Consider the following 25,497-nt stretch of genomic DNA (forward strand, 5'->3'; position numbering starts at 1 on the left):
GTTGGGGTGAGGGTTTTCAGTCGTTCTGCGGCGGCTGCTCTTGCGGTGGTCGCAGGCCCACTTCGGCAGTGAGCTTGAGCTCTTTGCCGTTGCGCATGACCTGGATCGTGATCTTGTCCGAAGGCTTGATCCGCGCCACCTGATTCATCGAGCGGCGGCCGTCGTTGGCGGGCTCACCATCAATGCTCAAAATCACGTCCCCCAGTTGCAAGCCGGCTTTTTGCGCCGGGCCATCACGGAAAATCCCCGCGACCACAATCCCTGGTCGACCGCTCAGGCCAAACGACTCGGCCAGCTCCTGGGTCAATGGCTGCACTTCAATACCCAGCCAGCCGCGAATCACCTGGCCGTGCTCGATAATCGACTTCATGACTTCCATGGCCAGGTTGATCGGGATCGCGAAACCGATGCCCTGTGAACCGCCGGATTTGGAGAAGATCGCGGTGTTGATCCCGGTCAGGTTGCCGTTGGCATCTACCAATGCGCCACCCGAGTTGCCCGGGTTGATCGCGGCATCGGTCTGGATAAAGTCTTCGTAGTTGTTCAGACCCAACTGGTTGCGCCCGGTGGCGCTGATGATGCCCATGGTGGTGGTCTGGCCTACGCCAAACGGGTTGCCAATGGCCAGGGCAATATCACCGATGCGCAAGGTGTCCGAGCGACCGATGGTAATGGCCGGCAGATTCTTGAGGTCGATCTTCAGTACCGCCAGATCGGTTTCCGGGTCGCTGCCGATGACCCGGGCGTGGGTTTCACGACCATCCTTGAGTGCCACCACAATCTGGTCGGCCCCGGCGACCACATGGTTGTTGGTCAGCAAATAGCCTTCCGGGCTCATCAGCACTGCGGAACCGAGGCTGGACTCCATGCGACGCTGCTTGGGCTCGTTGTTGCCGAAAAAGTGACGGAACTGCGGATCTTCGAACAATGGGCGGGCGTTTTTGTTCACCACCTTGGTGGTGTACAGGTTGGCCACGGCCGGGGCGGCGCGCACCACTGCATCGGCGTAGGTCACGGGCCCCTGCTGCATGTAGCTGGTTTGCGGGGCTTGTTGCAGATTGACGTCCAGGCTCGGCAGCCCAACCCATTGCGGGTAGCGCTGGATAATCAGCAAAGCGATAAGCACACCGGCCAGCAACGGCCAGCCAAAGAAACGCAAAGCCTTAAACATTGAACTCAGTCCTGAAGGTTGCAGAGCCATTCTGACGGCCCATAATGGCGCCATTATACGAGGGCCGCCCGGCTCTGAACGCTATATTTAGGAGTCTTTTATGGCTGTCGCCTTGAGCACGCTGGTAGAAGAAGCAAATCGTTACCTCAACAGTGCCTCCATCAGTGATTATTGCCCCAACGGCTTGCAGGTCGAAGGGCGCCCGCAGGTGATGCGCATCGTCAGTGGCGTGACCGCCAGCCAGGCATTACTGGATGCGGCCGTCGAGGCCCAGGCTGACCTGATACTGGTGCACCACGGTTATTTCTGGAAGGGCGAAGACCCTTGCGTCACCGGCATGAAACAGCGCCGCCTGAAAACCCTGCTCAAACACGACATCAGCCTGCTGGCGTATCACTTGCCGCTGGATCTGCACCCTGAAGTGGGCAACAACGTGCAGTTGGCACGGCAACTGGACATCACTGTCGAAGGGCCGCTGGATCCGGGCAATTCGAAAGTGGTGGGGCTGGTTGGCTCCTTGGCCGAACCTGTGACCGCCCGTGATTTCGCCCGTCGCGTGCAGGAAGCGCTGGGGCGTGAGCCGTTGCTGATTGAAGGCAGTGACATGATCCGCCGTGTGGGCTGGTGTACCGGAGGCGGGCAGGGCTATATCGATCAGGCCGTGCTGGCGGGCGTGGATTTGTACCTGAGCGGCGAAGCATCGGAGCAAACCTTCCATAGTGCCCGGGAAAACGACATCAGCTTTATAGCCGCCGGCCATCATGCCACCGAGCGTTATGGCGTGCAGGCCCTGGGCGACTACCTGGCGCGGCGCTTCGCTGTGGAACACCTGTTTATCGATTGCCCGAATCCGATTTGAGGCTTATGTAGTCGCTGCCGCAGGCTGCGATAGGGTGCGTAGCGCCCCCAGATCCATAAAGGACCAGCGGCCCTTTTCGCAGCCTTCGGCAGCGACTACAAGGGCTGAAGGGCCAAACTCTGCGATCTATTCTTAGACCTTTTCGATCTAGTTGGCGCCCTCAATAGAAGAGGGCGCTGTGCTAGCATTCGTCCCTCGAACACGGCCCGCAGGCCGTTCATAAGATAGCTTTCGTGAGTAGCCATGGTCGACAAACTGACGCACCTGAAACAGCTGGAGGCGGAAAGCATCCACATCATCCGCGAGGTGGCCGCCGAGTTCGATAACCCGGTGATGCTGTACTCGATCGGTAAAGATTCCGCCGTGATGCTGCACCTTGCACGCAAGGCGTTTTTCCCTGGCAAGCTGCCGTTTCCGGTGATGCATGTCGACACCCAGTGGAAATTCCAGGAGATGTACAGCTTTCGCGACAAGATGGTTGCCGAGCTGGGCCTGGACTTGATCACTCACGTCAACCCGGACGGCGTGGCGCAAGGGATCAACCCTTTCACCCACGGCAGCGCCAAGCACACTGACATCATGAAAACCGAGGGCCTGAAGCAGGCTCTGGACAAATACGGCTTTGATGCCGCCTTTGGTGGCGCGCGTCGCGACGAAGAAAAATCCCGTGCCAAAGAGCGCGTGTATTCGTTCCGTGACAGCAAGCACCGCTGGGACCCGAAAAACCAGCGCCCCGAGTTGTGGAACGTCTACAACGGCAACGTCAACAAGGGCGAGTCTATCCGTGTGTTCCCGTTGTCGAACTGGACCGAGCTGGATATCTGGCAGTACATCTACCTTGAAGGCATCCCGATCGTGCCGCTGTACTTTGCGGCCGAGCGCGACGTTATCGAGAAGAACGGCACGCTGATCATGATCGACGACGACCGTATCCTTGAGCACCTGTCTGACGAAGACAAGGCTCGAATCGTCAAGAAAAAGGTCCGCTTCCGTACCTTGGGATGCTACCCGCTGACCGGCGCGGTAGAGTCAGAGGCTGAGACCCTGACCGACATCATCCAGGAAATGCTCCTGACGCGAACTTCCGAGCGCCAGGGCCGAGTCATCGATCACGATGGCGCCGGCTCAATGGAAGATAAAAAACGTCAAGGTTATTTCTAAGGGGTTGTCATGTCGCACCAATCTGATTTGATCAGCGAGGACATCCTCGCCTACCTGGGCCAGCACGAACGCAAAGAAATGCTGCGTTTCCTGACCTGCGGCAACGTCGATGACGGCAAGAGCACCCTGATCGGGCGCCTGTTGCACGACTCCAAGATGATCTACGAAGACCATCTGGAAGCCATTACCCGCGACTCGAAAAAAAGCGGCACCACGGGCGACGATATCGACCTGGCACTGCTGGTTGACGGTCTGCAAGCCGAGCGCGAGCAGGGCATCACCATTGACGTGGCGTATCGCTATTTCTCTACCGCCAAGCGCAAATTCATCATTGCCGACACCCCTGGCCATGAGCAGTACACCCGCAACATGGCCACCGGTGCGTCCACCTGTGACCTGGCGATCATTCTGGTCGATGCCCGTTACGGCGTGCAGACCCAGACCCGTCGTCACAGCTTTATTGCCTCGTTGCTGGGCATCAAGCATATCGTTGTGGCCATCAACAAAATGGACCTCAAGGGTTTCGACGAAGGTGTGTTCGAGTCGATCAAGGCCGACTACCTGAAGTTCGCCGAAGGCTTGAAGCTCAAGCCGACCAGCCTGCACTTTGTGCCGATGTCCGCCCTTAAAGGCGACAACGTGGTGAACAAGTCCGAGCGCTCGCCGTGGTACACCGGCCAGTCGTTGATGGAAATCCTCGAAACCGTGGAAGTGGCGGCCGACCGCAACCTCACCGATCTGCGTTTCCCGGTGCAGTACGTGAACCGTCCTAACCTGAACTTCCGTGGTTTTGCCGGCACCCTGGCCAGCGGTATCGTGCACAAGGGCGATGAAATTGTGGTATTGCCGTCGGGCAAGAGCAGCCGCGTCAAATCCATCGTCACCTTTGAAGGTGAGCTGGAACACGCAGGCCCGGGCCAGGCCGTTACGCTGACCATGGAAGACGAGATCGACATCTCCCGTGGCGACCTGTTGGTGCATGCCGACAACGTGCCACTGGTGACTGACAACTTCGAAGCCATGCTGGTGTGGATGGCTGAAGAGCCGATGCTGCCGGGCAAGAAGTACGACATCAAGCGCGCGACCAGCTATGTACCGGGTTCGGTTGCCAGCATCGTCAACAAGGTCGATGTGAACACCCTGGAAGAGGGCCCGGCCAGCGCCTTGCAACTGAACGAGATCGGCAAGGTCAAGATCAGCCTCGACGCCCCGATCGCCCTGGACGGCTACGCCAGCAACCGCACCACCGGTTCGTTCATCATCATCGACCGCCTGACCAATGGCACTGTCGGTGCAGGCATGATCGTTGCCCAGCCGTTGAGTCATGGCAGTGCGACCCATCACGGCAAACTGGCGCATGTGGCGGTTGAAGAACGTGCCCAGCGCTTTGGCCAGCAGCCAGCCACCGTTCTGTTCAGCGGCCTGTCCGGCGCCGGCAAGAGCACCCTGGCCTATGCCGTTGAGCGCAAGCTGTTCGACATGGGCCGTGCGGTATTTGTACTCGATGGTCAGAACCTGCGTCATGACCTGAATAAGGGGCTGCCACAGGATCGTGCCGGTCGTACTGAAAACTGGCGTCGTGCCGCTCACGTGGCGCGCCAGTTCAACGAAGCCGGCCTGCTGACATTGGCCGCGTTCGTGGCGCCGGATGCCGAAGGCCGCGAACAGGCCAAGGCGCTGATTGGCAACGACCGTCTGCTTACTGTGTATGTGCAGGCATCCCCGGCCGTGTGTGCAGAGCGTGACCCGCAAGGTTTGTATGCGGCGGGTGGCGACAACATTCCGGGTGAGTCCTTCCCGTATGACGTGCCGTTGAATGCCGACCTGGTGGTCGACACGCAAACGCTGTCACTGGAAGAAAGCGTCAAGCAGGTGCTGGACCTGTTGCGTCAACGCGGCGCAATTTAAGCCACACTAAAAAGCCCGCCACCGAGTGATCGGTGGCGGGCTTTTTATTGGGCGCTGTATTTTCCCCTCACCCCAGCCCTCTCCCGAGGGAGAGGGGGCTGATTTGTGGTGTTGCACAGGCCTGCTTTTGCCTTTAGTCCCCTCTCCCTTTGGGAGAGGGTTAGGGTGAGGGGCTTTCGATCTTCTTCACTGTGCCGGATATTCCCGATGCAATTGCTCCAGCATTCGGTCCTTGTCTTCCCACAGCTGGTTGATCCAGCTCTGGAACGCCAGGCGGTACTCCGGGTCCTGGTCGTAGTTCTTGCCCAGGAATTCATCGGGTATTTGCAGTTCTTCAAATACCACGACCACGTCTTTCACATTGCCGCACAACAAGTCCCAGTACCCCGGACGCCCGCCCGGGTAGTGAATGGTCACGTTGACGATTGACTGCAACTGCTCACCCATCGCATCCAGTACAAAAGCAATGCCGCCGGCCTTGGGCTTGAGCAGGTAGCGAAACGGCGAGTTCTGCTGCGCATGCTTGGCTTCGGTGAAACGCGTGCCTTCGACGAAGTTGAAGATGCCTACCGACTGGTTCTTGAACTTGGCGCAGGTCTTGCGCGTGGTTGCCAGATCGGCGCCTTTCTTCTCCGGATGTTTGGCCAGGTACGCCTTGGAGTAGCGCTTCATAAACGGAAAGCCCAGCGCCCACCACGCCAGGCCGATCACCGGCACCCAGATCAATTCCTGTTTGAGGAAGAATTTCAGCGGGCGGATGCGTTTGTTGAGCACATATTGCAGCACCATGATGTCAACCCAGCTCTGGTGGTTGCTGGTCACCAGGTACGAGTGCTCGTAGTCCAGCCCCTCAAGGCCCTTGATATGCCAGCGGGTCTTGCGAATCAGGTCCATCCAGCGGTTGTTGTTGCCGACCCAGGCTTCGTGGATCCGGCGCATCAATTCGTCGGTCAGTCGTTGCGCCGCCGGGAATGGCAGGCACAGTTTGAAAATCGCGACGATGAACAGCGGCGTGCAACACAGGATGGTGTTGATTGCCAGCAGCAGTGAAGCGATGACGCCGCGTAACGGCGCAGGCAGAAAGTCCAGCATTTACACATCCATAGGTCGGTTGGCGGCTTGAATCGCCGTAAGGGCGATGGTGTAGACGATGTCGTCCACTTGTGCGCCGCGAGGCAGATCGTTTACTGGTTTGCGCAGCCCCTGCAGCATGGGTCCCAGGCTCACGCAGTCAGCGCTGCGCTGTACGGCTTTGTGCGTGGTGTTGCCGGTATTGAGGTCAGGGAACACGAACACTGTAGCCCGACCCGCCACCTGGCTGTTGGGGGCCAGTTGCCTGGCCACCACTTCGTTGGCTGCTGCGTCATATTGCAACGGGCCGTCGATCAGCAGCGCATGCTGTGCTTCATGGGCCAGCAGAGTAGCTTCGCGGACTTTTTCGACTTCTTCACCGCTGGCCGACTCACCGCTGGAATAGCTGATCATCGCCACCCGTGGGGTAATGCCGAACGCAGCGGCAGAGTCGGCGCTTTGCAGGGCGATCTCAGCCAGTTCAGTGGCGCTGGGGTGCGGGTTCATCACGCAGTCGCCGTACACCAGCACCTGCTCGGGGAACAACATGAAGAACACGGATGACACCAGCGTACAGCCCGGTGCCGTTTTGATCAGCTGCAGGGCAGGGCGGATGGTGTTGGCGGTGGAGTGGATCACCCCTGAAACCAGGCCGTCGACCTCATCCAGAGCCAGCATCATGGTACCAATCACCACCGGGTCTTCCAGTTGTTGCTCGGCCATCGGTGCGTTGAGGCTTTTGGTTTTGCGCAGGGCCACCATCGGTTCGACGTAACGGCCGCGGATCAGGTCCGGGTCGAGGATTTCCAGGCCTTCGGGCAGTTCGAAGCCGTGGGCCTTGGCCACTGCCTGGACTTCTTCGGGCTTGGCCAGCAATACACAACGGGCGATACCGCGGGCCTGGCAAATGGCCGCAGCCTGAACGGTCAGGGGTTCGCTGCCTTCGGGCAGGACAATGCGCTTGTTGGCCTGCTGGGCGCGCTGGATTAGCTGATAGCGGAACACGGCGGGGGTGAGGCGCATTTCCCGGGGTGTACCACAACGCTGGTGCAGCCAATGGGCATCGAGGTGGCTGGCGACGAAATCAGTGATGATTTCTGCACGCTCACGATCATCGATGGGAATTTCCTTGTTCAGGCCATTGAGACGGTTGGCGGTGTCGTACGAGCCGGTACTCACCGACAGCACCGGCAACCCGGCTTGCAGGGCGCCACGGCACAGCTCCATCAGGCGCGGGTCGGGCTGGGTGTCACTGGTCAGCAGCAGGCCGGCCAGCGGTACGCCGTTCATCGCGGCCAGGCTGACGGCCAGGATGATGTCATCGCGATCACCGGGGGTCACCACCAGTACGCCGGGCTTGAGCAGTTGCAGGGTGTTGAGCACGGTGCGTGCGCACAGGATGATTTTTGACATGCGCCGGGTTTCATAATCTCCGGCATTGAGCACCTGGGCTCCCAGCAACTCGGCCACGTCGCGGGTGCGCGGAGCGTTCAGTTCGGGCTGAAAGGGAATGCAGCCCAGCAACTTGAAATCACCACTGCGCAGCAGCGGCGAATGCTCTTTGAGGCGTGCCGCAAAGGCTTCCATGCTTTCGTCGGTGCGCACCTTGTTGAGGATCACGCCCAGCACTTTCGGGTCTTTTGGCCCGCCAAACAGCTGGGCCTGCAACTCCACTCGGCCAGACAGTTCGGTCAGCACTTCGTTTTCCGGGGCCGAGACCAGGATCACTTCGGCATCCAGGCTCTTGGCCAGGTGCAAGTTGACCCGGGCTGCGTAACTGGCGGTGCGGGTGGGCACCATGCCTTCGACAATCAGCACGTCCTTGCCGATGGCGGCCTGCTGATAGAGGTTGATGATCTCTTCGAGCAACTCATCCAGTTGGCCGTCACCCAGCATGCGCTCGACATGGGCCAGACCCAGCGGGGTAGGCGGCTTGAGGCCGTGGGTGCGGGCCACCAGTTCGGTGGAGCGCTCAGGGCCCAAATCCCCCGGGTGCGGCTGGGCAATGGGCTTGAAAAAGCCGACTTTCAACCCGGCGCGCTCAAGGGTGCGAACCAGGCCCAGGCTAATGGAGGTCAGACCCACACCAAAATCGGTGGGCGCGATAAAGAAAGTTTGCATGCGAGCTTCCTGACGTGGCAGTGCAAGGGCAACACCCTTTATACGGGCTTGTGCCTGAATCAATTGCCAAGATTAGCGCTATCCGCCTCTTGAGCACACCAGCCACAGGCAAAGGGCTGGCCTATTTTTGCCTGGCGTTGCCCGGGGTCAAGCACCCACGGCCGGGATTGCCAGGGCGGTTGATGGCGCTGGTGCTGGGTATGGCCACAGGAGAGCACGGCAACCCAGTGCAGCTCTTCATCCTGACGCCAGCCAATGATCGTTGATGTTTTCAAAATTATCCGTTGGTCTTGGTTGTGTTCGCTTTCGGGCGATTGCTTGGTTAAACTTGCGCACTCATTATTTTTTGCAAAAGGTCTCGCCCCATGACGATCGCCGCCAACAAGGCTGTCTCCATCGACTATACCCTGACCAACGACGCTGGTGAGGTCATCGACAGTTCCGCCGGCGGCGCGCCGCTGGTTTATCTGCAAGGCGCTGGCAACATCATTCCGGGTCTGGAAAAGGCTCTGGTTGGCAAGGCCGTCGGTGACGAGCTGGACGTTACCGTTGAGCCGGAAGACGCTTACGGCGAGTACTCCGCCGAGCTGGTCAGCACTTTGAGCAGCAGCATGTTCGAAGGCGTTGACCAACTGGAAGTTGGCATGCAGTTCCACGCTTCGGCGCCGGACGGCCAAATGCAAATCGTGACCATCCGTGATCTGGACGGCGACGACGTGACTGTAGACGGTAACCACCCACTGGCTGGTCAGCGTCTGAACTTCAAGGTCAAGGTTGTTGCCATCCGTGACGCGAGCGAAGAAGAAGTCGCTCACGGTCACGTACACGGTGAAGGCGGTCATCAGCACTGATAAGTGCTGCTACGCTCACATGTGAGCTAGCCAGGAAAGGCGCCTTCGGGCGCCTTTTTGCATCCTGGGTTATGAGGGCAATCGGTGAACTGAACGATTGTTTGAATGTGGATACGGGAATTTTTGGAGTCCGTCATGAGTGCATTTCACGAACTTACCCTGGACGCGCTGGATGGTAAGCCGCTGCCGCTGGATATCTTCAAAGGCAAGGTGGTACTGGTTGTTAACGTTGCCTCCAAGTGCGGTTTGACCCCTCAATACGCGGCACTGGAAAACCTGTATCAGCAATTCAAAGGCCAGGGTTTCAGTATTTTGGGCGTGCCATGCAATCAGTTCGCCGGACAAGAGCCGGGCAGCGAGCAGGAAATTCAGGAGTTTTGTAGCCTCAATTACGGCGTCACTTTTCCTCTGAGCAGCAAGCTTGAGGTCAACGGGCCTGATCGACATCAGCTTTATCGGCTGCTGGCAGGCGAGGGCGCCGAATTTGAAGGGGATATCACCTGGAACTTCGAGAAGTTTCTGGTAGGCAAGGATGGCCGGGTATTGGCGCGTTTTTCACCGCGTACCGCGCCAGACGATGCCACGGTCATCCATGCTATCGAAAAGTCCCTGGCTTAAGGCTTCTTTGCTGCGATCTGGACCGCAATCGGGGCTGCGCATTCGTGGCCCAGGCAAGCTCGCTGCAACTGGCTTTCGAACTGTTCGATAATGCCCGGCCAGGTCTGCCGGCTAGCATGGCGGCGGGCGTTGAGGCGCAAGGTACGCAAGGTCTCGGGAGCTTCCAGCAGCCAGCAGGCGGCTTCGATCCAGGCGTATTCATCACCCGGCATGGCCAGCACGCCGTTGTAGCCATGCCGGATATGCAGCCCGGCAGCGGCCTCGTCATAGGCCACCACACCCAGGCCAGAGGCCTGCGCTTCGAGCACCACGTTGCCAAAAGTCTCGCTCAGGCTCGGAAACAAAAAAACATCCCCCGAGGCGTAATGGCACGCCAGCGCTTCGCCTGACTGCTGCCCGCAAAAAATTGCTTCAGGCAGTGCTGCTTCCAGCGTCGCCCGTTTTGAGCCGTCGCCCACTACAATCAACTTGAAGCGGCGTGCGGGATAGCGCGCTTGCAGCTCATCGAAACAGCGCTTGAGTGCATTCAGGTTTTTTTCCGGTGCCAGCCGTCCGACATGCAGCAGGGCAATATCCTGTTCTCTGAGGCCCCAGCTTTGGCGTAATGCCTGCTGGCGTTTGGCCGGGCTGAATAATTGGCTGTCGACGCCGCGCGGGAGCAGCTCCAGGCGTTCGAAATGCCTGCGTTCAAGCTCCACACGCTGGCTGGTGCTGGGCACCAGGGTCAGCGCCGAGCGGTTGTGGAACCAGCGCAGGTAATGGGTCAGTGCGCGGGTAAACAGGGTCAGGCCATGCTGACGCAAGTACTGCTGGAAATTGGTATGAAAGCCGGTGACTGCGGTAATGCCCAGGCGTCGGGCAACACGCAGGGCGCATAAGCCCAACGGGCCCTCGGTGGCGATATAGACCACATCCGGGGGTTGCTGGCGCCAGCGCCGGGTCAATCGGTGGGTGGACGTCAGGCCCCATTGCAGACCGGGATAGCCGGGTAGCGGGAAGCCGCGGCAGAGCATCAGTTCGTCGCTGCTGCGTTGATTGCCATCATCGGGCTGGCGCGGGCGAATCAGCTCTACACGGTGATTGCGTGCGCGCAGGCCCTCACACAGATGGCCAAGGGTATTGGCCACTCCATTGATTTCAGGGGCGAAGGTTTCGGTAACAAGGGCGATATGAAGGGCTGTGGTCATGACCCCAGTGTGCGTTGGGGTCATGACGTCAATGTGTCACGGTGATGATGGAATTATGAAGTCAGCGGCTGCGATTGGCGGCTGCCAGCGCTTCATCGCCACGCTCACGCACCCAGAACAGGGTTGCGCCGGCGACGGCTGCGGGCATCATCAGGATATTGACCACCGGGATCAGCAGCACCAGGTAGACAATGCCGCCAAAGCTCATGCTCTGCCAGCGCTTCTCGCGCAGCCAGGCGAGCATCTCGTTCCAGCCCAGCTTGTGGTTGTCGGCCGGGTAGTCAATGTACTGGATGGCCATCATCCAGATCCCGAACAGTAGCCACAGCGGTGCCGCGATCAGGTTGAGTACCGGGATAAACGAGAGAATCAGCAACGCAATGGCCCGAGGCAGAAAGTAGCCCAGCTTGCGCATTTCACGGGCCAGGGTGCGCGGCACCATGGCGGCCAGTTCACCCCAGCTGAAAGGCGGCGAATTATCGACTCCGCGCACCACGGCTTCGACCTTTTCCGAGAGAAAACCGTTAAATGGCGCGGCAATGATATTGGCCAGCATGGTGAAGGTGAAAAACACCATCAACGCCACCAGTACCACAAATAGCGGCCATAACACGTAGTTGAGGAAACTGAGCCAGTTGGGCAGGGTCGGCATCAGCGTATCGACCCACAGGCTGAACTGATGCCCGGCGAAGTAAATCAATCCGACGAACAGCACCAGATTGATCAGCAACGGCAGCAGCACGAACAGGCGCAAGCCTGGGCTTAAGACCAGCTTCAGGCCTTCACGCAGGTACTGCGGGCCAGAGAGAACGGGGGCGGGCATAGAGCACTCCGAGCAAAGGAAAACCGGGCGACCTTAACGGCTTTATCGGCAGGACGAAAGCCTTGTCGCAGTATCGACAATAACTGTAACAAAGCCGTCTAAAATCGACTTCGACTACATAGAGACCTGCTATGAGCTGGATTGTTAATGCGTATTTCCTTACTCTCTGCGGCCTCTATATGCTTCACCCATATTTTTCAGGATCTGCGCGTTGCAGGCATAGCCTGGGCAGGTTTACGGTTTCTTTTTTATTCCAGCCGGTAAAGCGGCGTTCCGACCCGGTTTCAATGCGGGCGGTCATAGGAGTGAGTCATGTCTGAAGTACGTCATTCGCGTGTGATTATTCTGGGCTCCGGCCCTGCCGGTTACAGCGCCGCTGTTTATGCGGCCCGCGCCAACCTCAAACCACTGCTGATCACGGGCATGCAGGCTGGCGGTCAGTTGACCACCACTACCGAAGTCGACAACTGGCCCGGTGATGTTCACGGCCTGACCGGCCCGGCCTTGATGGAGCGCATGCGTGAGCATGCCGAGCGTTTCGAGACTGAAATCATTTTCGACCACATCAATGAAGTGGATCTGAAAAACCGTCCGTTCACCCTCAAGGGTGACAGCGGTACGTTCACCTGCGACGCACTGATCATCGCTACCGGCGCCAGCGCCCGTTATCTGGGCCTGCCGTCTGAAGAAGCATTTATGGGCAAAGGCGTTTCTGCCTGTGCGACCTGTGATGGTTTCTTCTACCGCAACAAGCCTGTTGCCGTAGTGGGTGGTGGTAACACCGCGGTTGAAGAGGCGCTGTACCTGGCCAATATCGCCAGTAAAGTGACCTTGGTTCACCGTCGTGAAACCTTCCGCGCCGAGAAGATCCTGATCGACAAGCTGCACGCCCGTGTAGCGGAAGGCAAGATCGAGCTCAAGCTGAACGCGACCCTGGATGAAGTGCTGGGCGACAACATGGGTGTGACCGGTGCGCGCCTGAAAAACAACGACGGCAGCTTTGACGAGCTGAAAGTTGATGGCGTATTCATCGCCATCGGCCACACGCCGAACACCTCGTTGTTCGAAGGCCAGCTAGAGCTTAAAGACGGTTACATGGTTGTGCAGGGCGGCCGTGAAGGCAATGCTACTGCGACCAGCGTCGAAGGCGTGTTTGCTGCGGGCGACGTGGCAGACCACGTGTACCGTCAGGCCATCACCTCGGCTGGCGCAGGCTGCATGGCAGCGCTGGACACCGAACGTTACCTGGACGGCCTGCAGAACGCTCAGTTCTGATAGCCCACCCCAACAAAAAAACCGGCCTTGGCCGGTTTTTTTGTTTTCTGGAGCAAGGGATTTCGTAGCAGCTACAGAAACACTGCAACTGTGGGAGCGAGCCTGCTCGCGAAGGTCGTTCGCGAGCAGGCTCGCTCCCACAATAAGGCTTGACCTGCAACAGAGTATCTACAGTTTTGCGTTATGCCTTGCGGGTCAGCGGTTGCGCTTCGAATTTCACACCGCCCAGGCCATGGGCAATTAGTGCGCGGATATTGCTGTGGTCTGTGCCTTCAGGCGTGGCCAGAACCGAACGGTAATGTTCGCCGAAAGCCAGCAGTGCTTCCTGGTCGCTCAAACCTTCCAGCAGGGCCAGGCCCAGGGTCTTGCAAGAGCCTTCGTTCTGCCCGGCTGCGTTTTCCACAGCGCCGTTGCTGAATGCCAGAGGCTGGTAATCGTAATGCGCGGCAATAAACGCCAGGGTGTCGGCAAAAACGTGCTCGCCGCTGTTGAGGCTGGCGCTCAGGGTGTTCAAATCAGTCATGCTTTTTTCCTTGGTCGAACGCCGCAGCCTGCTCGGCGCTGGCTTCTTTCTGGTATTGGGCTTTCCACTCGGCATACGGCATGCCGTACACCACTTCGCGGGCGTCATCGAGGCTGATGTCGATCTGGCGCTCGTCTGCCGCGGCCTTGTACCACTTGGACAGGCAGTTGCGGCAAAAACCCGAGAGGTTCATCAGGTCAATATTTTGCACGTCCTTGCGGCTGTCCAGGTGCGCGACCAGGCGGCGAAAGGCGGCTGCCTCCAGTTCAAGTTGTTCTTGAGGTGTCATGGGGTTCACCGGGGTTATGAGGTTGCAGTCTGACGGCTTGCCGCCAGCGTAATCGATACCGATTCGGCAAAGCGCAGCGCGTGCGGTTTGTCGACTTCGACTTCGGCATATAGCACCGCGTCGTTGGTCATCACCAGATCCAGCAACTCCTGGGTCAGGCGCTCAAGCAGGGCAAAGCGGTTCTCTTCGACGTGCTGGATCACGGCCTTGGTGATGGTGCGGTAATTGAGCGCGTGGTCGATATCGTTATCACGAACCGCTTCCTGCGCCGCGTAAAGGATGGTCAGGTTGATGAGCACATCCTGCTTGTTGAGGATCTCTTCCTCATTGATACCGATATAGGTGCGCAGGCACAGGTCCTTGACGCGAATACGGGCCATTCCTGGCTGAAGTTGTGGCATTAAGGCTTGCTCCGTCCAATCAGTTGCAAGAACTCCATGCGGGTGCTCGGTTCGCGAAACGCGCCGAGCATGACCGAGGTGTTCATGGTCGAATTCTGTTTTTCTACGCCGCGCATCATCATGCACATGTGCTGGGCTTCTATCACTACAGCCACGCCGGCAGCCTGGGTCACGCTTTCGATGGCGTCAGCAATTTCCCGGGTGAGGTTTTCCTGGATCTGCAGGCGCCGGGCAAACATGTCGACGATGCGGGCGATTTTCGACAAGCCCAGTACTTTGCCCGTAGGAATGTAGGCCACATGGGCCTTGCCGATAAACGGCAGCAGGTGATGCTCGCACAGCGAGTACAGCTCGATATTGGCCACGATCACCATTTCGTCGCTGTCGGATGCAAACAGGGCGCCGTTGACGAGGGTGTCCAGGCTCTGCTCATAACCATGACACAAGTACTGCATAGCTTTGGCAGCACGCTTGGGGGTGTCGAGCAGGCCTTCGCGCTCAGGGTCTTCGCCTAAACCAATAAGAATCTCGCGGTAATGCTCAGGCAGTGATGCGCTCATCTAAGTACTTCCTCGCGGGGCGGCATTATTTTAAATGCCGGCCGCCGTTGACGGTCAGGGTAGTGCCGGTCACATGGGGGTTATCCAGCAGGTAGCGCAGGCTCTGGTAGATCACCTCGGCGCCGGGCTCGATGCCCAGCACGGATTTGGCCAGCGCTTTGGTGCGGTACGCCGCATCGTCGTCGGGGTTGAACATCAGCATGGCCGGGGCAATGCCGTTGACTTTGATCTGTGGCGCCAGTTTAGCCGCGAATGACAGGGTCAGGCTGTCGAGCCCGGCCTTGGTGGCGCAATAGGCGATGTGCTTGCTGCTGCCCTTGCGCGTCACATCATCACTGATATGCACGATGTCCGCCGGGTTCGAGCGTTTGAGCATGTCGCTGCAGTGCAGGTTGATCAGATAGGGCGCGAGCATGTGCACGCTGAACATGTGTATGAACGCGCTGGTTTCTGTCTGTGGGGTTTCTTCCAGCCAGGCCGAAGCGTTGTGAACAATCGCCCGCAGGCTGTCGGTGTGTTTTTTGAGGCGCCCGATAAAATCGAGAATGCCGGCTTCGCTCGAGAAGTCGGCAAACAGTGCGGTCGCGCCCAGTTCGCGCAGGGTCTGTACGCCGGGTTTTTCACTGCGGTAGGTAAACACCACCGCGTAGCCGTCTGCCAGCAAACGCTGCGCACAGTGCAGACCAATGCGCTGGCCGGCACCGGTGATCAGAATCGGGGCAGAAGAAGTGGGCATGACGGACTCGGTTTACAAAAGCCGGAAACAGTCGCGGCGCAATGGCAAAACTATACCAGTGTCCGCGACCTGAAGCCCAAATCCGAGTTTAGTTGCGATGTGCCGCTATGGTACTGCGCAGGGGTTTGCCTGGCGTGCTGTGCAGCCAGGCGGCCAGCAAATGTGTAGACAGTGGAATAAACAGATAAACCATCAGTGGTGTCAGGGCCAGCGTGCTGACCAGAACCCGTGGCAACAGGCTCAGCTCGGCGAGCAAGGGCGCACAGACAAAGTTGAACAGGAGCGAGACCGGAAAAAACGCCAGCCAGATGGCAACGGCCTGTTTCCAGCGGGGCGGTCTTTGCCCGACAGTGCCAAACCAGCCGTCGATGCCGCTGACACGGTGCTCCGACGGGTTGGCGAAGAGGTCGCTGCCGCGCAGCAACCAGGCCTTGCGCGAGACCGAATGCTCCCAGGCATGCAAGGTGGCTTCGTCGGCAAAGCGGAAGATGATTTGAAATTCGTCGTCGCCAGGCGGCGGGGCCAATACACCCGAACCCAGGTAGCCGGCGAAGTCGGTGGCCAGTTGTTCGCCTTCGTGTAGCCAGGCGATCAGTTCCTGATAGCGGCCTTTGGCGACGCGGCGCGCAACCATCAGGGTGACAGGGGAGGTAGACATTGTGTATCTCCATGAGGCTGATGCTGCCCGGGTAGGGCAATCACAAAACACAGCGCCGGGGTGGTGGGCCGTGTCTGTAAAAACAAGCAAGGATTGTTCCTGAATGCACGCAACGCCTTTTGTGGGAGCGGGCTTGCCCGCGATGCAGGCCGCGCTGTGTGTCAGGGCAACCGCGGTGATGCCATCGCGAGCAAGCCCGCTCCCACAGGGGCTTGAATGGCAGGTAGAATCCAGTCATCCCTTTCTGATCGTTGCCCGCCCGATGCCCGTGATTACTGAACTTGAGCCCATTGCCCAGGCTGATGATTGCCAGGGCCTGTATCCGATCCGGGAAGTGGCCAGGCTCACGGGCATCAATCCGGTAACCCTGCGCGCCTGGGAGCGACGCTATGGTTTGATTGAACCAAAACGCACCGAAAGTGGGCATCGCCTGTATTCAGCGACCGATATTGGAACAATCCGTCAGGTGATGGGCTGGCTTGAGCGTGGCGTTTCTGTCAGCAAAGTCGCGCAATTGCTTGCCAGCAGTCTGCCTGTCGAAGACCCGCAGCCGCTGGCCAGCGAATACAGCGACTGGCAAACCCGTATTGGCAAAGCTCTGACGGCGTTCAACGAGCCTGAGCTGGAGCGCCTGTACGGGCAGATTTTTTCCAGTTACCCGATTGAAGTTGTGTTTCAGGGGATTTTTCTGCCGTTGTGGAGTCAACTGCACAGAACCCGGGACGTGTTTGGTCGCACCAGCGAATGGTTGCTGCTGGACGGGTTTCTGCGCGGGCGGGTGCAGCATCGTTTGCAATTGCAGGCCCCGCAGGCCGGGCAGTGTGTGGTTGTGGTGGGCATGCCCGAGCTGTGCCTTGAACTTGAGCTGCTGGTCACAGGCTTGCTGCTGAGCCGCAATGATCGGATGGTTCGGGTGCTGGCTGTCGGCCAGCCACTGGAGGAGTTGTCGCTGGTTTGCCAGAAGCTTGAGCCGCAGGCTGTTGTGCTGTTTGCCAGCCATGCGCTGAGCACGGCTCAACAGCGCAGGCTGGTGCGGCTGGCGCAAACCTTGAATTGTTCGGTGTCGCTGGCCGGTGAGGCTGCGAATGTGGCACAAGAGGCGCTGTGCGGTTCATCCATCGCTTGTTTGGGCAGCGAGGCGCGCTTGATCAATCAGCGTCTGGATGCTGATCTCAAGGCTACCCTGGGCGGCTGAGCGATATCAGGCGTGCAGGCCGGGGTGCGTCAGACGGTGTTGTTGCAGGATGTATTGGCGCAGCCGCTCGGTTTCGCCCTTGTTGCGCTGGCTTAGACGATAGGCATAAAGGCCCAGCTCGGTCTTGCGCTCCAGGGTGCCGCGCAGGGCAATGCGCTCATATCCGCCAGGGCTGAACCACTGGGCAAACTGGCGTGGCGGTTGGCTGTCATGGCGCATTTCGGCCAGGACCCCTTTGAACGACAGTTCGGTGATCCACAAGTGGCCGGCTTTGCCGCGGATGTTTTCCAGCGGCACCGGTTCGGTCAGCGTCATGCGCCAGGGGCGAGCTTTTGGTCCGTCTTCGAAGATACTCGGGGCACCCAGTTGCAGATGCTGGGCATGAAATTCGTCTTCAACCAGACGCAGCGGAAAGCTCATTTGCTGATTGGCAAATTGCGCCTGGATGGTGACCTGTTCATGGGCTGCCAGACGTGTCAGCAAATCACGGATTTGCGACATCCCGTTAACCATGAGGCTGGACGATGCATCCCGTACATTCAGCAGCGGGTTTTGGTGCATCGTTTGTATGAAATCCAGCTCGTCCTGAGTCAAAAGGGCATCGTGAGACATGGATGGGGCTCAAAAAAGTGTCTGAAAAATCGTCATTGCGATTATCAGACCGCTTTTTTCAGCTTTTGTTTAATCCGCTCGTCGCCTTGAGCGCTTGCAGTTCGGTCTGTGCAGCTGCCAACTGGGCTTCGAGCTGCGCCACCCGTTGCTCGGCTTTGACGTAATGGGTGACATCTTTTTGCACGCCAATAAAGTACGTCAGCTTGTCGTTCTCGTTGAATACCGGGGTGATCGACAGCTCATTCCAGAAATGCGTGCCGTCCTTGCGGTAGTTGCGCAGGATCTGGCGGGTTGGCTGGCCGCTGGCAATGGCTTCGCGGATCAACTGCAGGCCCTGCTGGTCGCGGTCACCGGCCTGCAAAAAACGGCAGTCCTGATACAGGATGTCGTCACGGCAGTAGCCGGTCAGGGTTTCAAAGGCGTTGTTTACATAAATCAGAATGTTGTCTTCACCCTCTTGTTCGGCAACCACAATGCCGTCCTGGGACGCGTCTACCATGCGCTGTAACAAGCGGGCGTTGATCATTGTGTTGCTCTCCTGGAAGCATGCAGTTGGGCGCATGGTAAGGCATCGCTGCCAGACCTGTTAATATCCCGGCCTTTTAGTCAGTTACAGGATCAGATTGATGAAAGTCGCCATCCTTTGCGGCTCGGTATACGGCACGGCTGAAGAAGTCGCCCGCAATGCCAAGCAACTGCTCACTGATGCCGGTTTTGAGGTTTTGCTCAATTCCCGCGCCACCCTTGCCGATGTCCAGGCGTTCGACCCGCAAGCCTTGCTGGCCGTGACTTCGACCACTGGTATGGGCGAACTGCCAGACAATCTTGTGGCGTTATACAGCGCCATTCGTGACCAACTGCCAGCCGCCTGGCGTGGCCTGCCCGGCGGCGTAATCGCCTTGGGTGATGAGAGCTACGGCGACACCTTCTGTGGCGGTGGCGAGCAAATGCGCGAGCTTTTTGCCGAGCTTGGCGTACGTGAAGTGCAGCCAATGCTGCGCCTGGACTCCAGTGTCACGGTGACACCTGAGGAAGATTCCGAGCCCTGGATTGCAGACTGGATCAAAGCACTGAGCCAGTAACCGGGCGTTCACGCAGCAGCTCAAGCCAGGCTTGGGCTGCCCGTGACAAATATGCGCCATCGCGCCAGATAAACGCGATATCCCAACGCAAGTCGTGCGGTGCAATCAGTTTGAGCCGTACTATCCCTGGGCGCACCAGGCCGCGGGCTACCACGCTTGGCAGCAACACCACGCCCTGGCCAGCGGCCACCAGCGCCACCAGAAAATCTGCCTGACCACTGCGTCCGCCTTCCTTGGGGGTAAAACCCGCTTGCTGGCAGGCCTTTAGCACACGGTCGTTGAGCACAAAGCTGCGCTGGTAGAGCAAAAAGGGCGTATCAGCCAATTGCTCAAGCCGCACCCCCGGCCCCTCGGCCAGCGGATGATCGGCCGCAAGCAACACGTCCAGCGGTTCGTCACAAAACGGCTGATAAGCAAACGCGGGATTCTTCGGAGTCAGGCTGCCACCTAGTTCCAGATCGCCGCTCAGTACTGCCTGTTCGATATTCAAGCTGCCTTCTTCGACCAGATGCACCTGAATATTCGGATAGCGTCGGCGGTATTCGGCAAACAGTCCGGCAAACAGCGTGTTGCTGCCCAGCAATGGCAGGCCTAGCCGCAGCTCACCTCGGGTCATATGGCTCAAGTCGTCAAGCTCGCTCAACAATTCCCGGTGCAAACGCAGCATACCTTCGGCTCGTTGTAACACCACATTGCCCGCTGCCGTCAGCCTGACGTGAGAGCCCAGGCGGTCAAACAGCGGCGTGCCAAGGCTATGTTCAAGCTGTGCGACCTGCTTGCTCACCGCTGACTGGCTGATATGCAAGCTGTGGGCGGCCGGGGTAAAGCCGCCCAGGCGTGCGACTTCGACAAAAGTGCGCAGGTGTTTGAATTCCATTGGCTGAATTCCATTTTGGAATGGCTATAAGTCTGACAATTCGTTTTCGGGATGTTAGCAGGCTCTTTAAACTGAAAACCTGTCAGAGATGGAAACAACATGAAACGCTTTGATGTAAAACGCCTGGGTCGATTGGTCAGTGAATTGGCCGTGTTGCTGGCGCTGTATTTCCTGGGCTGCCAGTTGGCGACCTGGGGGCACTTGCCGATCCCCGGCGGTGTAGTGGGCATGGCTTTGTTGCTGCTTGCGTTTGCCCTGGGCTGGGTCAAGCCGGCGACCCTGCAGCTGGGGGCCGGGGTGTTGATGGCCGAGATGTTGCTGTTTTTCATCCCCGCCCTGATGAGCCTTCTCGATTACGGCGTGATCGTGCGCGATGAAGGCTGGCGCATCCTGCTGGTGATTGGCGTCAGCACCTTGCTGGTGATGGTGGTGACGGCGTTTACCGTTGAGGCTGTATGCCGTTGGAGGATGCGTCATGAAGTTTGAGCTGATGCCCATGTTCTGGCTGCTGTTCACGCTGGCGACCTACGGCTTCAGCCGCTGGTTGTACCGACGCACCGGGCGTTATCTGCTGTCGCCGCTGATCCTGGTGCCGGCCTTGCTGCTTGCTGTGGCCGTGCCGTTGCACACCGCCTATGCCGAATACTCAAGCAATACCCATTGGTTGATGCTCGTTCTGGGGCCGGTGACGGTGGCCTTTGCTGTACCGATCTGGCAGCAGCGCAAGTTGCTGGCGCGGCACTGGGTGGCGTTGCTGCTGGGGATGCTGGCGGGCAGCGCGGCATCCATCGCCAGCTCATTCTGGCTGGCCCGGGCGCTGGCGCTGGATACTTCACTGACCATGTCGTTAGTGCCGCGCTCCATCACCACGCCGTTTGCCATGCCGCTGGCACAGGACCTTGGCGGCGTGCCTGAGCTTACAGCGGTATTTGTGATGTTTACCGGCGTATTTGGTGCGTTGCTGGGCGGTATTTTGCTCAAGTGGCTACCCCTGCGCAGCAGCCTGGCCCGCGGTGCCCTGTTTGGTATCGGCGCGCATGGCGCGGGTGTCAGCCGTGCCCGCGAAGTGGGCAGCGAAGAGGGTTCTGTGGCGGGGCTGGTGATGGTTCTGACCGGCATCCTCAATCTGTTTGCTGCGCCGTTGCTGGCGATGGTGTTTTAACTCGCCCGCTTGCCCGGCAGTGGTTGCATGGCTGGGCGCTGATTTTCACGGGCATAAAAAAGGCCGCTGAAAAACAGCGGCCAAGGAAGACGTTCATCAAGGAGCTACAAATCAACGTCAGGGTAAATCGGGGAGGGCAGAGTCGATGCGACTCGATGCATGTCCATGTTGCGAAGTCCGGCAAGCTTAAGGGCTGGCCCGCAGCGGAGTAAGCCCGGTTTACGACAATCTGTATTACAGCTACGGCAATAGTCCCTGTGCGGTAACTATGTATCGCACCTTGGGTGCAAGCTCAGTGTTGAATGACCCTTCACAAGGTTTCTTCCGGCAGACTTGATCACAGCACGAGGCTGGATCGGCCGGGGGCAATAACAGGAGGTTCACCATGACCCGCAATGACAAGTCCGCACCACCGCCGATAGACAGCTTCAGCCTCAAACCCAACGCAGAAGTGATCGAGCGTGTGCGTTCGTTTCTTGATGAGCGACTCCGGCCCCAGGGCCTGGACTGCAAAAGCATCTATATCAATACAGTGAACAACATAGTTGATCTGACCCTGACGTATAGCCAGAATCTGCTGGGCCTGGGTTTGGATACCCTGGAGTGGGGCGCTGTGCAGAAGCATGATGACTGGGAAACGGGCATATTTTCCCAATCCTGGACATTCGATGACAGTCTGCGAATTGATCAACCTTCTATGGCCGACATCGAGCAGATGATGAAAGACCTGCTCGATGAAGCCAAATACGAGTGGGTGTTTTGAAACGGCGAGCCGTCAGGCGGGTTGATAGCCCATCCGCCAACTGATGGCCTGGCTGGCAGCCAGCAAGCGTTTGGCTGCTGGCCCGTTTTCATCGGCATGAAACAGCGACGTTGGGCCAACTACGGTCAGTACAGCTGCCACCTGGCCAGTTGCATTGAACACCGGGGCCGACAAGGCATCGACGCCAGGCATCAGCAAACCATGCACGAAGTGCAAGCCGCGCTTGCGGATCTGGCTGCAAAGCGCTGCGTAGGCTTCAGGTGTTTGCAGCGGATGTACCTGGTCGGTCTTGAACTCCAGTTCGCGCAAGTCGACGGTTTCGCGATCCGGCAAAAATGCGTTAAACACCAGCCCTGTGGATGAGCTTAGCAATGGCAGGACCGAGCCCAGTTGGGTCACTACGGTGACTGCCCGCACGGCTGGCTCAATGTGCACCACAGTTGCCCCCTGATTACCCCACACCGCCAAAAAACAGGTTTCATTCAAGTCGTCGCGCAGCTCGGCCAAGGGCAGGCTGGCGACTTTCAGCACGTCCATGCTGTTGAGCGCGGCCAGCCCCACGCGCAATGCCTCGCGGCCCAAACCGTAATGGTTGGTGGCGACGTTCTGTTCTGCGAAGCCGCTGGCAATCAGTGCCTGAAGATAGCGATGCACCTTGCTCGCAGGCATCTGGACGTGTTCAGCCAGGCGCGACAGCGATGTCGAGGGGGACAGCTCGGCCAGGGCCTTGAGAATGTCGGTACCGACCTCGGCCGAACGCACTTTTTGCTTGCCGGTGCTGTCGTTGCTGCTACGGGGCTTTTCCATGGAAGGGCTTATATCTCGGGACGAATGGGCGTCTTTATAGCTTGACGCTTAATACCAATCAAATTACGTTATGCGTAATTGAATTACGATAAAAATAACGCAGCGACGTGCACGCGCTTCCAGCGCCGGGCGCAGTCCACTGCCTTCTCCACGCTGGAGGCTCCATGAACGTCGATTCGCCTTCGTCAGGTCTTGGCTATCAGTCCGGGTTTGGCAACGAATTCAGCAGCGAAGCATTGCCCGGCGCTCTGCCGGAAGGTCAGAACTCTCCGCAAAAAGCCCCCTACGGCCTGTACGCCGAACTGTTCTCCGGCACTGCATTCACCATGGCCCGTAGCGAGGCACGGCGTACCTGGATGTACCGCATCCAGCCATCAGCCAGGCATCCGGCGTTCGTCAAGCTGGAGCGGCAACTGGCTGGCGGCCCTTTGGGCCCGGTAACGCCGAATCGCTTGCGCTGGAACCCGCTGCCGATTCCTGCCGAGGCTACGGATTTTATCGACGGTCTGGTGGGGATGGTGGCCAACAGTGGGTTAGATAAACCTTCGGGCATCAGCATCTACCACTACTGCGCCACTACCTCGATGCAGCGAGTGTTTTTCAACGCCGACGGCGAATTGCTGCTGGTGCCCGAGCAGGGCCGCTTGCGTATTTGTACTGAGCTGGGGCGCCTGGATCTGGAGCCTCTGGAAATTGCCGTTATCCCGCGCGGCCTCAAGTTTCGTGTCGAGCTGATTGATTCACAGGCCCGTGGCTATGTGGCCGAAAACCACGGTGCGCCGTTACGTCTACCTGACCTGGGGCCGATTGGCAGCAATGGCCTGGCCAACCCCCGTGACTTCCTGACGCCTGTCGCTCATTACGAAGATGGCCAGCGGCCAACCCCGCTGGTGCAAAAATTCCTCGGGGAACTGTGGGGCTGCGAGCTGGACCATTCGCCGCTGAACGTGGTCGCGTGGCATGGCAACAACGTGCCGTACAAATACGACCTGCGCCGGTTCAACACTATTGGCACGGTCAGCTTCGACCATCCCGACCCGTCGATCTTTACTGTCCTGACTTCGCCTACCAGCGTGCCTGGCCTGGCCAACCTCGATTTCGTGATATTTCCGCCGCGCTGGATGGTGGCTGAAAACACCTTCCGGCCACCCTGGTTCCACCGCAACCTGATGAACGAATACATGGGTTTGATCCAGGGCAACTACGATGCCAAGGCCGAAGGATTCCTGCCTGGCGGTGCGTCGTTGCACAGTTGCATGAGCGCCCACGGCCCGGATGGCGAAACCTGTACCAAAGCCATTGCCGCCGAACTGCAACCGAGCAAAATCGACAACACCATGGCCTTTATGTTCGAGACCAGCCAGGTGCTGCGCCCAAGCCGGTTTGCCCTTGAATGCCCGCAATTGCAATCGAACTACGACGCTTGCTGGGCCACGCTGCCTGTGACCTTCACCCCTAACCGGAGATAACCCATGACCCAGTCCACTTTGACCCGTAGCTGGATCGCCTCTGCCAATGGTCATCGCGATTTCCCCCTGCAAAACCTGCCGATGGGTATTTTCAGCATTGATGGCTCGGCGCCACGCAGCGGGGTTGCCATTGGCGATTCCATATTCGATCTGGAGGCCGGGTTGGCGGCGGGGTTGTTTGAAGGCCAGGCCAAGGTTGCGGTCGAGGCTTCGTTGGGCGGCGCGTTGAATGCCTACTTTGCCCTGGGCCGCAGTGCCCGGGTTGCCTTGCGCGAACGTTTGCAGCAATTGCTGGGCGAGGGCAGCACCCTGCGCGGCAAAATCGAAGCCCAGGGCTCGCGGTTGCTGCCACTGGCGGCTGATTGCCAACTGCACTTGCCGGCCAAAATCGGTGACTACACCGACTTCTATGTTGGCATCGAACACGCCAAAAACGTCGGCAAGCTGTTTCGCCCCGACAACCCGCTGCTGCCCAACTACAAGTATGTACCGATTGGCTATCACGGGCGCGCCTCGACCATTCGCCCGTCCGGTGCCGAAGTTCGGCGCCCTAAAGGGCAAACTTTGCCTGCAGGCCAGACCGAGCCGACCTTTGGCCCGTGCGCTCGCCTGGACTACGAGCTGGAACTGGGGATCTGGGTGGGCCAGGGCAATGAGATGGGCGATGCCATTCCGGTCAGCGAAGCCGCCGAGCACATTGCCGGCTTCTGCCTGCTCAATGACTGGTCGGCACGGGATATCCAGGCCTGGGAGTACCAGCCGCTGGGCCCGTTCCTGTCCAAAAGCTTTATCACCAGTATCTCGCCGTGGGTGGTGAGTGCCGAGGCACTGGAGCCATTCCGTCGCGCGCAACCGGCCCGTCCTGAGGGTGACCCGCAACCACTGGCTTACTTGCTCGATACCCGGGATCAAGCCAATGGCGCGCTGGATATCGAACTTGAGGTGCTTTTGCTTACCCAGGCGATGCGCGAGCAGAACCTGCCAGCCCATCGCCTGGGTTTGAGCAATAGCCTGAACATGTACTGGACCGCGGCCCAGCTGGTGGCTCATCACAGTGTAAACGGTTGCCAGTTGCAGTCCGGTGACCTGTTTGGCTCGGGCACCTTGTCGGGCCCGGATCGTTCGCAACTGGGCAGCCTGCTGGAAATCACCGAGGGCGGCAAACACCCGATCGAACTGGCCTCGGGCGAAGTGCGCAAGTTTCTGGAGGATGGTGACGAAATCATCCTGCGTGCCCGCTGCACCCGTGAAGGTCATGCCTCCATCGGTTTTGGCGAGTGCCGGGGCAAGGTCGTGGCGGCGCGTTAAAAGGAGCGGG

General features: G+C 58.9%; 28 protein-coding genes and 1 pseudogene. 13 read left to right on the forward strand and 16 right to left on the reverse strand.

The genetic code is table 11. From position 1 onward, the window contains the following. Positions 1-16: 16 nt before the first annotated feature. Positions 17-1,171 (reverse strand): Do family serine endopeptidase AlgW, encoded by a 1,155-nt coding sequence (gene algW / locus CJU81_RS05680; RefSeq protein ID WP_095035842.1) that lies wholly within the window; start codon positions 1,169-1,171, stop codon positions 17-19. Positions 1,172-1,271: 100 nt separating this feature from the next. Between algW and CJU81_RS05685 the strand changes: the two genes are divergently transcribed. From CJU81_RS05685 to cysN, 3 genes are all read left to right on the forward strand, one after another. Next, on the forward strand, positions 1,272-2,030 hold the full coding sequence (locus CJU81_RS05685; protein ID WP_095028989.1) for a Nif3-like dinuclear metal center hexameric protein: 759 nt from the start codon (positions 1,272-1,274) through the stop codon (positions 2,028-2,030). Between the two features lie 243 nt (positions 2,031-2,273). After that, complete coding sequence (gene cysD, locus CJU81_RS05690) at positions 2,274-3,191, forward strand: sulfate adenylyltransferase subunit CysD (protein ID WP_095028988.1); 918 nt, start codon at positions 2,274-2,276, stop codon at positions 3,189-3,191. Between the two features lie 9 nt (positions 3,192-3,200). Further along, positions 3,201-5,099 (forward strand): sulfate adenylyltransferase subunit CysN, encoded by a 1,899-nt coding sequence (cysN, locus tag CJU81_RS05695; RefSeq protein WP_095035843.1) that lies wholly within the window; start codon positions 3,201-3,203, stop codon positions 5,097-5,099. Positions 5,100-5,285: 186 nt separating this feature from the next. On the opposite strand, the gene CJU81_RS05700 is transcribed toward cysN, so the two are convergent. The 3 genes and pseudogenes from CJU81_RS05700 to CJU81_RS05710 all read right to left on the reverse strand — a co-directional run bounded on the left by CJU81_RS05700 (position 5,286) and on the right by CJU81_RS05710 (position 8,658). Continuing rightward, a complete protein-coding gene (locus CJU81_RS05700; protein WP_095035844.1) occupies positions 5,286-6,191 on the reverse strand; it encodes an acyltransferase in 906 nt (301 codons plus the stop codon). Beyond that, on the reverse strand, positions 6,192-8,291 hold the full coding sequence (gene pta / locus CJU81_RS05705) for a phosphate acetyltransferase (protein ID WP_095035845.1): 2,100 nt from the start codon (positions 8,289-8,291) through the stop codon (positions 6,192-6,194). A 59-nt stretch (positions 8,292-8,350) separates the two neighbouring features. Then, positions 8,351-8,658, reverse strand: a pseudogene (locus CJU81_RS05710) (DUF3565 domain-containing protein). On the opposite strand from CJU81_RS05710, the gene CJU81_RS05715 reads away from it, so the two are divergent. Then, the gene (locus tag CJU81_RS05715) at positions 8,657-9,142 is read left to right on the forward strand and encodes an FKBP-type peptidyl-prolyl cis-trans isomerase (RefSeq protein ID WP_095035846.1); all 486 of its coding nucleotides are present in this window, start codon (positions 8,657-8,659) and stop codon (positions 9,140-9,142) included. The pseudogene CJU81_RS05710 and the gene CJU81_RS05715 sit on opposite strands and share 2 nt — an antisense overlap. 135 nt (positions 9,143-9,277) lie before the next feature. Continuing rightward, entirely contained in the window at positions 9,278-9,760 is a 483-nt protein-coding gene (locus CJU81_RS05720) for a glutathione peroxidase (RefSeq protein ID WP_095035847.1), read from the forward strand. Here CJU81_RS05720 and CJU81_RS05725 read toward each other — a convergent pair. Together CJU81_RS05725 and cysZ are read right to left on the reverse strand one after the other, a co-directional pair. Next, positions 9,757-10,947 carry a glycosyltransferase family 4 protein gene (locus CJU81_RS05725; RefSeq protein WP_095035848.1) on the reverse strand — a complete coding sequence of 397 codons (1,191 nt, stop codon included), beginning with the start codon at positions 10,945-10,947 and terminating at the stop codon, positions 9,757-9,759. The two genes, CJU81_RS05720 and CJU81_RS05725, sit on opposite strands and share 4 nt — an antisense overlap. A gap of 61 nt (positions 10,948-11,008) precedes the next feature. After that, entirely contained in the window at positions 11,009-11,770 is a 762-nt protein-coding gene (gene cysZ, locus CJU81_RS05730; RefSeq protein WP_095035849.1) for a sulfate transporter CysZ, read from the reverse strand. 312 nt (positions 11,771-12,082) lie between these two features. Here cysZ and trxB point away from each other — a divergent pair, with 312 nt between their 5' ends. Further along, positions 12,083-13,045: a thioredoxin-disulfide reductase gene (gene trxB / locus CJU81_RS05740; RefSeq protein WP_016781820.1), complete on the forward strand. Its 963-nt coding sequence runs from the start codon at positions 12,083-12,085 to the stop codon at positions 13,043-13,045. 181 nt (positions 13,046-13,226) lie between these two features. Here trxB and CJU81_RS05745 read toward each other — a convergent pair whose 3' ends face one another. From CJU81_RS05745 to CJU81_RS05770, 6 genes are all read right to left on the reverse strand, one after another. Then, the gene (locus tag CJU81_RS05745; protein ID WP_095035850.1) at positions 13,227-13,568 is read right to left on the reverse strand and encodes a HopJ type III effector protein; all 342 of its coding nucleotides are present in this window, start codon (positions 13,566-13,568) and stop codon (positions 13,227-13,229) included. After that, positions 13,561-13,857, reverse strand: a complete 297-nt coding sequence (locus CJU81_RS05750; RefSeq protein ID WP_095035851.1) for a DUF1244 domain-containing protein — start codon at positions 13,855-13,857, stop codon at positions 13,561-13,563. The genes CJU81_RS05745 and CJU81_RS05750 overlap by 8 nt, the downstream gene beginning before the upstream one ends. A gap of 14 nt (positions 13,858-13,871) precedes the next feature. Then, positions 13,872-14,258: a dihydroneopterin triphosphate 2'-epimerase gene (gene folX, locus CJU81_RS05755; protein WP_095035852.1), complete on the reverse strand. Its 387-nt coding sequence runs from the start codon at positions 14,256-14,258 to the stop codon at positions 13,872-13,874. After that, a complete protein-coding gene (gene folE, locus CJU81_RS05760; RefSeq protein WP_095035853.1) occupies positions 14,258-14,818 on the reverse strand; it encodes a GTP cyclohydrolase I FolE in 561 nt (186 codons plus the stop codon). The genes folX and folE overlap by 1 nt, the downstream gene beginning before the upstream one ends. A gap of 25 nt (positions 14,819-14,843) precedes the next feature. Next, on the reverse strand, positions 14,844-15,554 hold the full coding sequence (gene folM / locus CJU81_RS05765; protein WP_095035854.1) for a dihydromonapterin reductase: 711 nt from the start codon (positions 15,552-15,554) through the stop codon (positions 14,844-14,846). 88 nt (positions 15,555-15,642) lie between these two features. Beyond that, positions 15,643-16,212, reverse strand: coding sequence for an antibiotic biosynthesis monooxygenase (locus CJU81_RS05770; RefSeq protein WP_095035855.1), 570 nt, complete (start codon positions 16,210-16,212; stop codon positions 15,643-15,645). Positions 16,213-16,474: 262 nt separating this feature from the next. On the opposite strand from CJU81_RS05770, the gene CJU81_RS05775 reads away from it, so the two are divergent. Then, positions 16,475-17,407, forward strand: coding sequence for a MerR family transcriptional regulator (locus CJU81_RS05775; protein ID WP_095035856.1), 933 nt, complete (start codon positions 16,475-16,477; stop codon positions 17,405-17,407). Between the two features lie 6 nt (positions 17,408-17,413). Here the strand turns inward: CJU81_RS05775 and CJU81_RS05780 are convergent, their stop codons facing one another. Both CJU81_RS05780 and CJU81_RS05785 read right to left on the reverse strand, forming a co-directional pair. Continuing rightward, positions 17,414-18,019 (reverse strand): hypothetical protein, encoded by a 606-nt coding sequence (locus CJU81_RS05780; RefSeq protein ID WP_095035857.1) that lies wholly within the window; start codon positions 18,017-18,019, stop codon positions 17,414-17,416. A gap of 58 nt (positions 18,020-18,077) precedes the next feature. After that, the gene (locus CJU81_RS05785; RefSeq protein WP_095035858.1) at positions 18,078-18,545 is read right to left on the reverse strand and encodes a PAS domain-containing protein; all 468 of its coding nucleotides are present in this window, start codon (positions 18,543-18,545) and stop codon (positions 18,078-18,080) included. A 100-nt stretch (positions 18,546-18,645) separates the two neighbouring features. On the opposite strand from CJU81_RS05785, the gene CJU81_RS05790 reads away from it, so the two are divergent. Then, positions 18,646-19,101, forward strand: coding sequence for a flavodoxin (locus tag CJU81_RS05790; protein ID WP_095035859.1), 456 nt, complete (start codon positions 18,646-18,648; stop codon positions 19,099-19,101). Here the strand turns inward: CJU81_RS05790 and CJU81_RS05795 are convergent. Next, the gene (locus tag CJU81_RS05795; RefSeq protein WP_095035860.1) at positions 19,082-19,978 is read right to left on the reverse strand and encodes a LysR family transcriptional regulator; all 897 of its coding nucleotides are present in this window, start codon (positions 19,976-19,978) and stop codon (positions 19,082-19,084) included. The genes CJU81_RS05790 and CJU81_RS05795 overlap by 20 nt on opposite strands. A gap of 99 nt (positions 19,979-20,077) precedes the next feature. Here CJU81_RS05795 and CJU81_RS05800 point away from each other — a divergent pair, with 99 nt between their 5' ends. The 3 genes from CJU81_RS05800 to CJU81_RS05815 all read left to right on the forward strand — a co-directional run bounded on the left by CJU81_RS05800 (position 20,078) and on the right by CJU81_RS05815 (position 21,903). Then, a complete protein-coding gene (locus CJU81_RS05800) occupies positions 20,078-20,464 on the forward strand; it encodes a CidA/LrgA family protein (protein WP_095035861.1) in 387 nt (128 codons plus the stop codon). Then, on the forward strand, positions 20,454-21,140 hold the full coding sequence (locus CJU81_RS05805) for an LrgB family protein (protein WP_095035862.1): 687 nt from the start codon (positions 20,454-20,456) through the stop codon (positions 21,138-21,140). Before CJU81_RS05800 ends, CJU81_RS05805 begins: the two co-directional genes overlap by 11 nt. A gap of 385 nt (positions 21,141-21,525) precedes the next feature. Beyond that, complete coding sequence (locus CJU81_RS05815; protein WP_095035864.1) at positions 21,526-21,903, forward strand: hypothetical protein; 378 nt, start codon at positions 21,526-21,528, stop codon at positions 21,901-21,903. Between the two features lie 12 nt (positions 21,904-21,915). On the opposite strand, the gene CJU81_RS05820 is transcribed toward CJU81_RS05815, so the two are convergent. Further along, positions 21,916-22,710 carry an IclR family transcriptional regulator gene (locus tag CJU81_RS05820; RefSeq protein WP_095035865.1) on the reverse strand — a complete coding sequence of 265 codons (795 nt, stop codon included), beginning with the start codon at positions 22,708-22,710 and terminating at the stop codon, positions 21,916-21,918. 164 nt (positions 22,711-22,874) lie between these two features. Between CJU81_RS05820 and hmgA the strand changes: the two genes are divergently transcribed. Both hmgA and fahA read left to right on the forward strand, forming a co-directional pair. Further along, positions 22,875-24,179: a homogentisate 1,2-dioxygenase gene (gene hmgA / locus CJU81_RS05825; RefSeq protein ID WP_095035866.1), complete on the forward strand. Its 1,305-nt coding sequence runs from the start codon at positions 22,875-22,877 to the stop codon at positions 24,177-24,179. A 3-nt stretch (positions 24,180-24,182) separates the two neighbouring features. Further along, positions 24,183-25,487, forward strand: coding sequence for a fumarylacetoacetase (fahA, locus tag CJU81_RS05830; protein ID WP_095035867.1), 1,305 nt, complete (start codon positions 24,183-24,185; stop codon positions 25,485-25,487). Positions 25,488-25,497 lie beyond the last annotated feature (10 nt).

It is taken from the genome of Pseudomonas fragi (assembly GCF_002269505.1).
GTDB lineage: Bacteria > Pseudomonadota > Gammaproteobacteria > Pseudomonadales > Pseudomonadaceae > Aquipseudomonas > Aquipseudomonas fragi_D.

Excerpts from the sequence above, each read along its gene's own strand:
- CJU81_RS05795 (WP_095035860.1), bottom strand. The coding sequence starts at position 19,978 with ATGGAATTCAAACACCTGCGCACTTTTGTCGAAGTCGCACGCCTGGGC.
- CJU81_RS05815 (WP_095035864.1), top strand. The coding sequence starts at position 21,526 with ATGACCCGCAATGACAAGTCCGCACCACCGCCGATAGACAGCTTCAGC.
- CJU81_RS05820 (WP_095035865.1), bottom strand. The coding sequence starts at position 22,710 with ATGGAAAAGCCCCGTAGCAGCAACGACAGCACCGGCAAGCAAAAAGTG.
- CJU81_RS05745 (WP_095035850.1), bottom strand. The coding sequence starts at position 13,568 with ATGACTGATTTGAACACCCTGAGCGCCAGCCTCAACAGCGGCGAGCAC.
- cysZ (WP_095035849.1), bottom strand. The coding sequence starts at position 11,770 with ATGCCCGCCCCCGTTCTCTCTGGCCCGCAGTACCTGCGTGAAGGCCTG.
- CJU81_RS05700 (WP_095035844.1), bottom strand. The coding sequence starts at position 6,191 with ATGCTGGACTTTCTGCCTGCGCCGTTACGCGGCGTCATCGCTTCACTG.
- CJU81_RS05720 (WP_095035847.1), top strand. The coding sequence starts at position 9,278 with ATGAGTGCATTTCACGAACTTACCCTGGACGCGCTGGATGGTAAGCCG.
- trxB (WP_016781820.1), top strand. The coding sequence starts at position 12,083 with ATGTCTGAAGTACGTCATTCGCGTGTGATTATTCTGGGCTCCGGCCCT.
- CJU81_RS05790 (WP_095035859.1), top strand. The coding sequence starts at position 18,646 with ATGAAAGTCGCCATCCTTTGCGGCTCGGTATACGGCACGGCTGAAGAA.
- CJU81_RS05805 (WP_095035862.1), top strand. The coding sequence starts at position 20,454 with ATGAAGTTTGAGCTGATGCCCATGTTCTGGCTGCTGTTCACGCTGGCG.
- cysN (WP_095035843.1), top strand. The coding sequence starts at position 3,201 with ATGTCGCACCAATCTGATTTGATCAGCGAGGACATCCTCGCCTACCTG.
- CJU81_RS05725 (WP_095035848.1), bottom strand. The coding sequence starts at position 10,947 with ATGACCACAGCCCTTCATATCGCCCTTGTTACCGAAACCTTCGCCCCT.
- algW (WP_095035842.1), bottom strand. The coding sequence starts at position 1,171 with ATGTTTAAGGCTTTGCGTTTCTTTGGCTGGCCGTTGCTGGCCGGTGTG.
- fahA (WP_095035867.1), top strand. The coding sequence starts at position 24,183 with ATGACCCAGTCCACTTTGACCCGTAGCTGGATCGCCTCTGCCAATGGT.
- folM (WP_095035854.1), bottom strand. The coding sequence starts at position 15,554 with ATGCCCACTTCTTCTGCCCCGATTCTGATCACCGGTGCCGGCCAGCGC.
- CJU81_RS05775 (WP_095035856.1), top strand. The coding sequence starts at position 16,475 with ATGCCCGTGATTACTGAACTTGAGCCCATTGCCCAGGCTGATGATTGC.
- CJU81_RS05750 (WP_095035851.1), bottom strand. The coding sequence starts at position 13,857 with ATGACACCTCAAGAACAACTTGAACTGGAGGCAGCCGCCTTTCGCCGC.
- CJU81_RS05785 (WP_095035858.1), bottom strand. The coding sequence starts at position 18,545 with ATGATCAACGCCCGCTTGTTACAGCGCATGGTAGACGCGTCCCAGGAC.
- CJU81_RS05715 (WP_095035846.1), top strand. The coding sequence starts at position 8,657 with ATGACGATCGCCGCCAACAAGGCTGTCTCCATCGACTATACCCTGACC.
- folE (WP_095035853.1), bottom strand. The coding sequence starts at position 14,818 with ATGAGCGCATCACTGCCTGAGCATTACCGCGAGATTCTTATTGGTTTA.
- CJU81_RS05770 (WP_095035855.1), bottom strand. The coding sequence starts at position 16,212 with ATGTCTACCTCCCCTGTCACCCTGATGGTTGCGCGCCGCGTCGCCAAA.
- folX (WP_095035852.1), bottom strand. The coding sequence starts at position 14,258 with ATGCCACAACTTCAGCCAGGAATGGCCCGTATTCGCGTCAAGGACCTG.
- CJU81_RS05780 (WP_095035857.1), bottom strand. The coding sequence starts at position 18,019 with ATGTCTCACGATGCCCTTTTGACTCAGGACGAGCTGGATTTCATACAA.
- pta (WP_095035845.1), bottom strand. The coding sequence starts at position 8,291 with ATGCAAACTTTCTTTATCGCGCCCACCGATTTTGGTGTGGGTCTGACC.
- hmgA (WP_095035866.1), top strand. The coding sequence starts at position 22,875 with ATGAACGTCGATTCGCCTTCGTCAGGTCTTGGCTATCAGTCCGGGTTT.
- CJU81_RS05800 (WP_095035861.1), top strand. The coding sequence starts at position 20,078 with ATGAAACGCTTTGATGTAAAACGCCTGGGTCGATTGGTCAGTGAATTG.
- cysD (WP_095028988.1), top strand. The coding sequence starts at position 2,274 with ATGGTCGACAAACTGACGCACCTGAAACAGCTGGAGGCGGAAAGCATC.
- CJU81_RS05685 (WP_095028989.1), top strand. The coding sequence starts at position 1,272 with ATGGCTGTCGCCTTGAGCACGCTGGTAGAAGAAGCAAATCGTTACCTC.